The sequence below is a fragment of the Pseudarthrobacter sp. TAF60_1 genome, from assembly GCF_052113505.1.
Lineage (GTDB): Bacteria > Actinomycetota > Actinomycetes > Actinomycetales > Micrococcaceae > Arthrobacter.
The window spans coordinates 194645-205073 of the sequence record NZ_JBFRDI010000007.1; the positions used below are offsets into that span (position 1 = coordinate 194645).

A 10429-nucleotide genomic window follows, 5' to 3' on the forward strand; every position below is an offset into this window, starting at 1 on the left:
CCCTAAGGGCCTGCGCCGGCTATTTCACTGCGTTTTTCCCCGTGCCCGGATGGATCTAAAGTTACGGGCAATCGTGGTCAAGCTCTTCACAACGGACGGCAAGTTCAGTTTTATCAAAATCGGCACCCAATTGGTCGTGCTCTGCGCTCTGGTCCTAGGCCTCGTCGCCTTCGTCGGAAATAACAAAACCGTTACCCTGAACGTCGACGGGAAAGTGACCTCGGTCCAGTCCTTCGGCGGCACGGTTGGCCAGGTAGTGAAAAGCGCAAACGTGGAACTGAAGCCTTCCGACCGCGTCTCGCCCTCGGCAGACGTCAAAGTGGAGAACGGCACTGTCATCAACGTCAATATGGCCAAGGCCGTGAAGGTCAGCCTGGATGGCGCGGAGAAGACCGTCAGCACCACCGCTCCGGATGTTGCCGGCCTCGTCACCGAGCTCGGCATAGCGAGTGCGTCCTCAGTTTCTGTCCCCAAGGATGCCCAGCTCGCGGTGGATGGTTCCTATGTATCCATCTCCACCCCGAAGACGGTCAGCGTTGTTGCTGACGGCAAGGTATCCACGGCCACCACGACGGCGGGAACCGTCGCCCAGGTGCTCCAAGACGCGGGCATTACCCTCGGCGTCGATGACCGTGCATCCCAGCCCGGCAACGCGCACGTGGTGAACAACATGGTTGTAAAGGTATCCCGCGTGGACACCAGCCAGACAGCCGCGACCACCGAAGAGGTGGCCTTCGACAGCATGAGCACCGAAAGCCCCGAGCTGTTCAAGGGGGAAAAGAAGGTCACCCAGGCCGGCGTCGCCGGCAAGGTCGACAGAACCTTCAAGCTGGTTCTCGTGGACGGACGTGAAGCCTCCCGGACGCTGGTCTCCGAAGCAGTCTCGGTCCAGCCTGTGACGGAAAAGATCACCGTGGGCAGCAAGCCAAAGCCGGCCGCCGCGCCGACACCTGCCGCGGGTGCCAACACCGGTGCTGCGGCCCCGGCCATGATGAACGAAGCCATGTGGGACAAGATCGCCCAGTGCGAGGCCGGCGGAAACTGGGCCATCAACACGGGCAACGGCTACTACGGCGGCCTGCAGTTCAACATCCAGACGTGGATCGGCTCCGGCGGCGGCGCATACGCCCCGAACGCCAGCCTCGCCACCAAGGCCCAGCAGATCGACATCGCCAATAAGGTCTACGCGCAGCGTGGACTGCAGCCGTGGGGCTGTGGCTGGGCCGCTTCAAGCTAGGCACCCTCCGACACCTGTGCCGGCGGCAGCTGACCACAGCCGCCAGGTACACAGGCATCAGTGGCCGGCTCCGGGAAATCCGGGGCCGGCCACCGCCGTTAACCGGGGATCGGGCACCGCCAGGACGACGCAGGAAGGCCACGAAGCGGCAGTACGTCATGGCCGCCGGGATAGGATACCTACGTGACTGAACCGACTGCCGCCGCGCCCGCACCCCTCTTCGGTGCCTCCGACATCCGCCGGCTGGCAGAGGAAATTGGCATCCGGCCCACCAAGACCCTTGGCCAGAACTTCGTCATTGACGGCAACACCATCCGCCGGATTGTGTCAGTGGCCAGCATCGGGACGGATGAGACGGTGCTCGAGGTCGGCCCCGGCCTGGGGTCGCTGACGCTGGGCTTGCTGGATGCGGCGAAGGCAGTGGTCGCCGTCGAAATCGACCCGGTCCTCGCCGCGAAGCTCCCGGAAACGGTGCGGGCGTGGCGCCCCGAGGCCGCCGACTCCTTCCACCTTGTCCAAGCCGACGCGATGAAGGTCACGTCCCTCCCGGTAGCGCCCACCGCCCTCGTGGCCAACCTTCCTTACAACGTGGCCGTGCCGGTGGTCCTGCACCTGCTCCAGCACTTCCCGAGCCTGCAGCACGGACTGGTGATGGTCCAGGACGAAGTAGCAGACAGGCTGGCCGCCGGGCCAGGTTCGAAGACCTACGGAGTGCCGTCCGTCAAAGCCGCCTGGTACAGCAGCATGCGCAAGGCCGGAGTGATCGGCATGAACGTTTTCTGGCCGGCACCGAAGATCCACTCCGGCCTCGTCGCCTTCACCCGCAGGGAAGCGCCCGTCACAACTGCCACCCGGGAGCAGGTGTTCGCCGTGATCGACGCCGCCTTCGCCCAGCGACGCAAGACCCTCCGGGCGGCCCTGGCAGGCTGGGCCGGCGGCGCTGCGGAGGCCGAACGCTGCCTGGTGTCCGCCGGGGTGGACCCGACGGCGCGGGGCGAAGTTATCGACATCAGTGCTTTCGCACGGATCGCCGAGGCCCGCGAGGCAACGGCATGAATGCGTTAGCCGGGCGGTTTCCGGCCCGGACGGTCCGGGTGAAGGCGCCCGGGAAAGTCAACGTCTCCCTGGACGTAGGACCGCTGCGGCCCGATGGATACCACTCGGTGGCCAGTGTCTACCTCGCAGTGTCCCTCTATGAGGAGGTCGCTGCTACCAGTACGCAGACGCCGGGGATCACCATCAGCATCAGCCCGGAGAGCACCCTGGACCTGGACGGGGTGGACATCCCGCTGGATGAAAACAACCTGGCTTACAAGGCCGCGGCCATGATGGCCGATGTGTCGGAGCACGCTACCGGCGTCCACCTGGAGATCACCAAGCGCGTCCCGGTGGCCGGCGGCATGGGCGGCGGCTCGGCCGACGCCGCCGCTACCCTCCTGGCCTGCGACGCCCTATGGAACAGCGGGCTGTCAAAGGACGAACTGGCACACATCGCTGCCGACCTCGGCGCCGACGTCCCGTTTTCCCTGCTCGGAGGCACCGCCGTCGGGCTCGGCGTGGGGGATGAACTCTCACCTGCGCTGGTTAAGGAACAGACGGACTGGGTACTGGTGGCAGCAGATTACGGCCTGGCCACTCCCGAGGTCTTCCGCACGCTGGACCGGCTCCGGGACGCTGAAGGCCACGAAGCAGCCGAACCGACCGCCGTGGACCCCCGAATCCTGCAGGCGCTCCGCGGGGGTGACGCCGTCGCCCTCAGCCGGGTCCTGGTCAACGACCTCCAGCGGGCCTCCATAGAACTTGCCCCCAAGCTCCGCCACACGCTCGGACGGGGGGAGGCACTCGGCGCCCTGGCGGGGATCGTCTCCGGATCGGGTCCCACCGTGGCGCTCCTCACCCGCAGTCCTGCCGCCGCGGACAGCCTCGCCGAGGACCTGCGGCATTACGGTCTGACGGCGTTCCCTGTGCACGGGCCCGTGCACGGGGCACGCATCATGTCCGATACCCTCCTTTAAGCGCCCGATACTTTACCCAGCAGCAGAAAGCAGTCCCCTTTGGCACACCTTCTTGGCGGCGAGAACCTCACAGTTTCGTACGCAACGCGCACCGTCCTGGACGGCATCACCCTTGGACTCGAAGAGGGTGACCGGATCGGTATGGTGGGCCGGAACGGTGACGGCAAATCGACCCTCATGCGCCTGCTGGCCATGCGGTCCACGCCGGACTCCGGGCGGGTGACCAAACGCAGCGAGGTCAACATCGGCTACCTGGACCAAAGCGACGTGCTTGACGGCGACCTGACTGTCGGTGCCGCGATCGTGGGGGACCAGGCCGACTACGAGTGGGCCCGCAACCCGCAGATCCGCGAGGTCATGGGCGGCCTGGTATCCGACGTCGACTGGCACGCCAACGTCCACGCCCTCTCCGGCGGACAGAAGCGGCGTGTGGCACTGGCCAAACTCCTCATCGAGGACCACGACGTCATCATGCTCGATGAGCCCACCAACCACCTCGACGTCGAAGGTGTCGCCTGGCTGTCGAGGCACCTGAAGACCCGGTGGCGGGCCAACCAGGGTGCCTTCCTGGTGGTCACCCACGACCGCTGGTTCCTCGACGAAGTCTGCACCAAGACCTGGGAAATCCACGACGGCATCATGGACCCCTTCGACGGGGGCTACGCTGCCTACGTCCTGGCCCGTGCCGAGCGTGACCGGGCCGCATCGGTGACCGAGAGCAAACGCCAGCAGCTGGTGAAGAAGGAACTCGCCTGGCTCCGCCGCGGCGCCCCGGCCCGCACGGCCAAGCCCAAGTTCCGCATCGAGGCCGCCAACGCCCTGATTGCGGACGTCCCTGAGCCGCGGGACTCGACGGCGCTGAGCAAAATGGCCACCGCCCGGCTCGGCAAGGACGTCCTGGACCTCGAGAACGTGTCCCTGGACTTCCTCGGCGGCGACGCCGGCCAAAAGCTCTTTGACAACATCACCCTGCGCCTTGCTCCGGGGGAGCGGCTGGGCCTGGTGGGCGTCAACGGGGCCGGCAAGACCACCCTGCTGAAGCTCCTGAACGGTGAGATCCAGCCGAGCTCCGGCAACGTCAAGCGCGGCAAGACCGTGGTCACCGCGGTGCTCACCCAGGAAGTCAAAGAGCTCGACGACGTCTCCGACCTGCGCGTCATCGAGGTCATCGAACGCGAAAAGCGGTCCTTCAACGTGGGCGGCAAGGAGTTCACTGCCGGCCAGCTCGTGGAGCAGCTCGGCTTCACCAACGAGAAACAGTGGACACCGGTCAAAGACCTCTCCGGCGGTGAGCGGCGACGCCTCCAGCTGCTGCGCCTGCTCGTGGGGGAGCCCAACGTGCTGATGCTCGATGAGCCCACCAACGACCTCGACACCGACACCCTCGCCGCCGTCGAGGATGTCCTGGACGGCTGGCCCGGCACCCTCGTGGTGGTCAGCCACGACCGTTATCTGCTGGAGCGGGTAACCGACCACCAGATGGCGCTCTTGGGCGACGGCAAGATCCGCGCCCTGCCGCGCGGCGTGGATCAGTACCTTGAACTTCGGGAATCCGCCCTCGCCGGCTCCACGATCACCGGCGGCGGCAACCCCGTGACCGGCGCCAGCGGCAGCTCCACCCCTGCGGCCACCGGCGCCTCCGAAGCCGAAAAGCGGGACGCCCGCAAGGCCAAGAACCGCATCGAACGCCAAATGGGCAAACTGGAACAGGCCGAAAAGAAGATCCACGACCAAATGGTCAAAAGCACAGCCGACTCCGACTTCGACGCCCTCGCCGAACAAAACAAGAAACTCAAGGACCTCGCCGGCGAACGCGAAGCCCTGGAACTCGAATGGCTCGAAGCCCTGGAAGTCCTCGGCGAGTAGCCCTCCTCCACTCGTGGGCTCTTGGCTGGATGCGGAGCTGGCCTTTCGGTGTCGGTGCTGCTTGGGTGCCGGAGCCGGCCCTTCGGCGTCGCTTAGACACATCACATAGGGAGCGCTCCGGTCGCTGGGCGACCTCCGCGCTCCGATGTGCTGCGATGCGCTCCTTCCCGAAGGACCGCCTCCGGCGAGCGGACGTCACCTTCCTGAAGGATCGTCTTCCGACACAGCACCTCACGTCCCCCTGCGGAACAGTACCCGCGCGGAACCTTCGACAGGGGTACTCGTGGAGGGCGCCCAGCGACCGGAGCGTCACCTATGCGCTGTGTCTAAGCGACGGCGAAGGGCTCCTGCGCCGCGATAGCAACCACGGAGCTTGCGAAGGCGAACACACAAGAGCTGACCAGGACTAACCCTCGGACATCAGCTCCGGATCCTTCTTGAGCCCGGTGAGGCCGTTCCAGGCGAGGTTTACCAGGTGGGCGGCTACGGTTTGCTTGTCGGGCTGGCGGCTGTCCTGCCACCACTGGCCGGTCATGGCCACCATGCCTACGAGCATCTGGGCGTACATGGCTCCGTCTTCGGCGCTGAGGCCGCGGCGGTCGAATTCGTCGGACAGGATGTGTTCGACGCGGGCCGTGACGTGGGAAAGCAAGGTGGAGAAGGCCCCTTCGGGCTGGGACGGGGGAGCATCCCGCATGAGGATTCGGAAGCCTTCGGTGTGGTCTTCGATGTAGGTGAGCAGGGCCAGTGCGGCGCGTTCGACGAGGACTCGGGGCTTGGCTTCCTCGGTCAGGGCTGCGGTAATTGCGTCCAGGAGGATCCGGAACTCGAAGTCCACCACCTGGGTGTAGAGGCCTTCCTTGGAGCCGAAGTGCTCGTAGATCACAGGTTTGGAAACGCCTGCACAGGCGGCGATTTCTTCGATGGTGGTGCCGTCGAGTCCTCGTGCGGCGAACAGGCCACGGCCGACGTCGATCAGTTGGCTGCGCCTCTGCACGCCAGTCATCCGTGCGCGGGGTGGGTTGTTACTCACATTTCCATCATGCCTTAGGGCCGTTGGCTGGCGCGGTTGAAACGGCCGGAGGCACCTGAGGGAGGCGACTCGCGGTGCACTGATTCCTGCCCGTGTCGCGGGCTGCCCTGAACCCATGGCAAAATAACTACTTGTGCCTTGGCCTTGCGCCTCTGGCACGGTCCGCCCTGGTGTAATGGCAGCACCCCGGCCTTTGGAGCCGTGGAGTATAGGTTCGAATCCTATGGGCGGAACTGCTGTGCGGAGACTGTCCAGTAGTATGAACTCGGTGCCCCGCAAGGCTTGTGGCCGGCCAGGCACCGCACCCAGCGCCACGCGCAACCAAGCAAGGAGAGCCCGTACGTGATCCCCGAGAAGACCGGCCCAGCCGCCGTCATTGTTCTGGCAGCAGGCGCCGGTACCCGGATGAAATCCCGTACTCCCAAGATCCTGCACGAGATCGGCGGCCGCTCCATGGTGGGCCACGCGCTCCTCGCAGCCCGCAGCATCAACCCGGGCCGGCTGGCCCTGGTGGTCCGGCACGAGCGTGACCTGGTTGCCGGCCATCTGAACGAGCTGGACCCTGACGCCCTGATCGTTGACCAGGACGATGTCCCCGGCACCGGCCGCGCCGTCGAAGTCGCACTGGAGGCCCTTGATGCCCAGGAGAAGCTCGAAGGCACGGTAGTTGTGACTTACGGTGATGTTCCCCTCCTGAGCGGCGTCCTGCTGGCCGATCTGGTGGCAACCCATGAACGCGAAGGCAACGCCGTCACGGTACTCACCGCCCTCCTCGCCGATGCCACGGGATACGGCCGGATCCTCCGCGGCGATGACGGCTCCGTCACCGGCATCCGCGAGCACAAGGACGCCACGGAAGCCGAACGACTGATCCGCGAAGTCAACTCCGGCATCTACGCTTTCGACGCCGCAGTCCTCCGTGACGCGCTGGTGCACGTCACCACGGACAACTCCCAGGGCGAGAAGTACCTCACCGACGTACTGGGCCTCGCGCGGCAGACAGGCGGTCGGGTCGCCGCCGTCGTCACCGAAGACCGCTGGCAGGTGGAGGGCGCCAACGACCGCGTTCAGCTCGCGGCACTCGGCGCGGAACTGAACCGCCGCACGGTCGAAGCCTGGATGCGGGCCGGAGTCACCGTTGTTGACCCCGCCACCACCTGGATCGATTCCACCGTCACCCTGGATGAGGACGTCCGTATCCTCCCCAACACCCAACTGCATGGTGCCACCACCGTGGCGAGGGACGCCGTCGTCGGCCCCGATTCCACCCTGACCGATGTCCGCATCGGCGAGGGCGCCAAAGTGACCCGAACGCACGGTTCCGGTGCCGTCATCGGCGCGGGCGCGTCCGTCGGACCCTTCACCTACCTGCGGCCGGGCACAGTGCTTGGCGATACGGGCAAGATCGGCGCCTTTTACGAAACCAAGAACGTCACCATCGGCCGGGGATCCAAGCTTTCCCACCTCGGCTACGCCGGCGACGCTGAGATCGGCGAGGACACCAATATTGGCTGCGGCAACATCACCGCCAATTACGACGGCGAGAAGAAGCACCGCACGGTGATCGGCTCGGGTGTCCGCACAGGTTCCAACACAGTGTTTGTTGCGCCGGTCACCGTGGGGGACGGTGCCTATAGCGGCGCTGGCGCGGTGATCCGCAAGGACGTCCCTGCCGGCGCGCTCGTCCTGTCGGTTGCTGCCCAGCGCAATGCCGAAGGCTGGGTTGTTGCCAACCGCCCCGGCTCGCGCTCGGCCGAACTGGCCCAGGCTGCCGCGTCAGACTCCTCAAATACCCCAGCATCAACAGAAGAGGGCAAGTAATCATGAGCGAAATTACCGCACACGGCGAGAAGAAGCTGGTGCTTGCCGCCGGGCGGGCGCACCCGGAACTGGCGCGGGAAATCGCCAAGGAGTTGGGGACTGAGCTGCTCCCCATTGACGCCTACGACTTCGCCAACGGGGAGATCTACGTCCGCGCTGGCGAAAGCGTCCGCGGAACCGACGCCTTCGTCATCCAGGCCCACCCCGCCCCGCTGAACAACCACTTGATGGAACAGCTGATCATGATCGATTCGCTGAAGCGTGCTTCCGCCAAGCGGATCACGGTGGTGTCCCCGTTCTACCCCTATGCGCGCCAGGACAAGAAAGGCCGCGGCCGCGAACCCATCTCCGCCCGGCTCGTGGCGGACCTGTACAAGACCGCGGGCGCAGACCGCATCATGAGCGTTGACCTGCACACCTCCCAGATCCAGGGCTTCTTCGATGGCCCCGTTGACCACCTCATGGCCATCCCGCTGCTGGCAGACTACATCCGCACGAAGGTCGGCGCCGACAACGTCACGGTTGTGTCCCCGGACACCGGCCGCGTGCGTGTCGCGGAGCAGTGGGCTGAGCGCCTGGGCGGGGCCCCGTTGGCGTTCGTGCACAAGAGTCGGGACCTCACCGTCCCCAACCAGGCCGTTTCCAAGACGGTCGTGGGTCAGGTTGAAGGCCGGACCTGCGTGCTGATCGATGACATGATCGACACCGGCGGCACCATCTCCGGGGCCGTGCAGGTTCTCATGAATGCCGGCGCCAAGGATGTCATTATCGCGGCCACGCATGCAGTGTTCTCCGACCCCGCCGCGCAGCGGCTGGCCGAATCCGGTGCCCGTGAGGTGGTGGTCACCAACACCCTGCCCATCGCCTCCCACCAGCGCTTCCCGCAGTTGACGGTGCTGTCCATCGCGCCGCTCATCGCCCGCGCCATCCACGAAGTGTTCGACGACGGTTCGGTCACCAGCCTGTTCGACGGCAACGCTTAAGCGCGGCCTACGCCTGGCGCCGGTCCCGTTTTCAGTATTAGGGCCCGGCGCTGGTAGGCTTTTTGACGACACCTTGGCGAGGGAGAGCAGTCTCCGTTATCGACTGGGTCTGAATCTCCCTTCTGGAAGGGTGGCACTTGGCCGCCCGGCGTTGAAGGTCGCAACAGACCTCCGCCCTTGCTGAACACCAGATTTCTAGAGGAGATACCCATGTCTGAGCAGAAGCTCGCAGCAGAAGTACGCACCGAATTCGGCAAGGGCTTTGCCCGTCGCGCCCGTATGGCCAACCTGATCCCCGCCGTCATCTACGGTCACGGCGCCGAGCCGATCCACATCACGCTGCCCGCCAAGGCCACCACCCTGGCGGTCCGCACGGCCAATGCCCTGCTGTCCCTGGACGTCAACGGCGAAGAGCACCTCGCCCTCGTCAAGGACGTCCAGCGCGACCCCATCAAGCAGATCATCGAGCACATCGACCTGCTGACCGTCCGCAAGGGCGAGAAGGTCACCGTGGACATCCCCGTCCACGTTGTTGGCGAGCTGGCTCCGGGCAACGTGTTCAACCAGGAACTCACCGTCATCTCCCTCGAGGCCGAGGCAACGCACCTGCCTACCGCCATCGAGGTAGACATCGAAGGCCGCACCGCCGGGCAGCACATCCACGCTTCCGACCTGGTCCTGCCGAAGGGTTCCGTACTGCTGGCCGACGCCGACGCCCTGGTCATCAACATCTCCGAGGCCACTGAGGTCGAAGAAGAGGGCGAAGCTTCCGAGGAAGCCGCAGCCGAGTAGTACCCACACAGATCACAGCCGTGTCCGGACCACCTTAGGATGGAACAATGACTGACACCTGGCTGATTGTCGGACTCGGCAACCCCGGAGCCGAATACAAAGGCAACAGGCATAACGTCGGCCAGATGGTGCTTGACGAACTCGCCGGCCGGCTGGGCGGAAACTTCAAAACCCATAAAGCCCGGGCCCAGGTCCTCGAAGGGCGGCTGGGGATTGGTGGGCCGCGTGTGGTGCTGGCTAAGCCGCTGACGTACATGAATGTTTCCGGGGGGCCCGTGGCTGCCCTGGCGAATTTCTATGACATTGGACTGGACCGCGTGGTGGCGGTGCATGATGAAATTGATATCCCGTTTAACACCGTTAAGCTCAAGTCCGGCGGTGGCGAGGGCGGCCACAACGGACTCAGGGACATCTCCAAAGTGCTGGGCACCAAGGACTACCTGAGGGTCAGGGTGGGGGTGGGCCGCCCGCCGGGCCGCATGGATACCGCTGACTACGTGCTGCGTGATTTTGGCACCACCGAACGCAAGGACGTGCCGTTCTTACTGGATGAGGCCGCTGATGCCGTGGAGATGCTGGTCAGGGACGGGCTGACCGCGGCGCAGCAGAAGTTCCACCCGGCCAAGACCGACGTGTAGCAATACAACTAAAAATGCCTAATCCCTGTTCAGCCTTCCTTGCC

The 10429-nt window shown here is 65.3% G+C and carries 9 protein-coding genes and 1 tRNA gene; 9 read left to right on the forward strand and 1 reads right to left on the reverse strand.

Annotation, left to right across the window (positions count from 1 at the left end; all coding sequences use genetic code 11):
- Positions 1-49 precede the first annotated feature (49 nt).
- The 4 genes from AB4Y73_RS10480 (at position 50) to AB4Y73_RS10495 (ending at position 5118) form a co-directional block, all read left to right on the forward strand.
- The gene (locus AB4Y73_RS10480) at positions 50-1237 is read left to right on the forward strand and encodes a ubiquitin-like domain-containing protein (protein WP_441871365.1); all 1188 of its coding nucleotides are present in this window, start codon (positions 50-52) and stop codon (positions 1235-1237) included.
- 183 nt (positions 1238-1420) lie between these two features.
- The gene (rsmA, locus tag AB4Y73_RS10485; RefSeq protein WP_441871366.1) at positions 1421-2293 is read left to right on the forward strand and encodes a 16S rRNA (adenine(1518)-N(6)/adenine(1519)-N(6))-dimethyltransferase RsmA; all 873 of its coding nucleotides are present in this window, start codon (positions 1421-1423) and stop codon (positions 2291-2293) included.
- Positions 2290-3252, forward strand: coding sequence for a 4-(cytidine 5'-diphospho)-2-C-methyl-D-erythritol kinase (locus tag AB4Y73_RS10490; protein ID WP_441871367.1), 963 nt, complete (start codon positions 2290-2292; stop codon positions 3250-3252). Before rsmA ends, AB4Y73_RS10490 begins: the two co-directional genes overlap by 4 nt.
- A 39-nt stretch (positions 3253-3291) precedes the next feature.
- Entirely contained in the window at positions 3292-5118 is a 1827-nt protein-coding gene (locus AB4Y73_RS10495; protein ID WP_441871368.1) for an ABC-F family ATP-binding cassette domain-containing protein, read from the forward strand.
- 406 nt (positions 5119-5524) lie between these two features.
- On the opposite strand, the gene AB4Y73_RS10500 is transcribed toward AB4Y73_RS10495, so the two are convergent.
- Positions 5525-6151 carry a TetR/AcrR family transcriptional regulator gene (locus AB4Y73_RS10500; protein WP_441871369.1) on the reverse strand — a complete coding sequence of 209 codons (627 nt, stop codon included), beginning with the start codon at positions 6149-6151 and terminating at the stop codon, positions 5525-5527.
- Positions 6152-6312: 161 nt separating this feature from the next.
- Here AB4Y73_RS10500 and AB4Y73_RS10505 point away from each other — a divergent pair.
- The 5 genes from AB4Y73_RS10505 (at position 6313) to pth (ending at position 10385) form a co-directional block, all read left to right on the forward strand.
- Positions 6313-6384, forward strand: a tRNA-Gln gene (locus tag AB4Y73_RS10505).
- A 109-nt stretch (positions 6385-6493) separates the two neighbouring features.
- On the forward strand, positions 6494-7972 hold the full coding sequence (gene glmU, locus AB4Y73_RS10510) for a bifunctional UDP-N-acetylglucosamine diphosphorylase/glucosamine-1-phosphate N-acetyltransferase GlmU (protein WP_441871370.1): 1479 nt from the start codon (positions 6494-6496) through the stop codon (positions 7970-7972).
- Between the two features lie 2 nt (positions 7973-7974).
- Positions 7975-8955, forward strand: a complete 981-nt coding sequence (locus tag AB4Y73_RS10515) for a ribose-phosphate diphosphokinase (protein ID WP_190988511.1) — start codon at positions 7975-7977, stop codon at positions 8953-8955.
- A 210-nt stretch (positions 8956-9165) separates the two neighbouring features.
- Positions 9166-9747, forward strand: coding sequence for a 50S ribosomal protein L25/general stress protein Ctc (locus AB4Y73_RS10520; RefSeq protein WP_441871371.1), 582 nt, complete (start codon positions 9166-9168; stop codon positions 9745-9747).
- A 47-nt stretch (positions 9748-9794) separates the two neighbouring features.
- Entirely contained in the window at positions 9795-10385 is a 591-nt protein-coding gene (pth, locus tag AB4Y73_RS10525) for an aminoacyl-tRNA hydrolase (RefSeq protein WP_441871372.1), read from the forward strand.
- The last annotated feature ends 44 nt before the right edge of the window (positions 10386-10429 follow it).

Excerpts from the sequence above, each read along its gene's own strand:
- AB4Y73_RS10480 (WP_441871365.1), top strand. The coding sequence starts at position 50 with ATGGATCTAAAGTTACGGGCAATCGTGGTCAAGCTCTTCACAACGGAC.
- AB4Y73_RS10490 (WP_441871367.1), top strand. The coding sequence starts at position 2,290 with ATGAATGCGTTAGCCGGGCGGTTTCCGGCCCGGACGGTCCGGGTGAAG.
- AB4Y73_RS10515 (WP_190988511.1), top strand. The coding sequence starts at position 7,975 with ATGAGCGAAATTACCGCACACGGCGAGAAGAAGCTGGTGCTTGCCGCC.
- AB4Y73_RS10520 (WP_441871371.1), top strand. The coding sequence starts at position 9,166 with ATGTCTGAGCAGAAGCTCGCAGCAGAAGTACGCACCGAATTCGGCAAG.
- pth (WP_441871372.1), top strand. The coding sequence starts at position 9,795 with ATGACTGACACCTGGCTGATTGTCGGACTCGGCAACCCCGGAGCCGAA.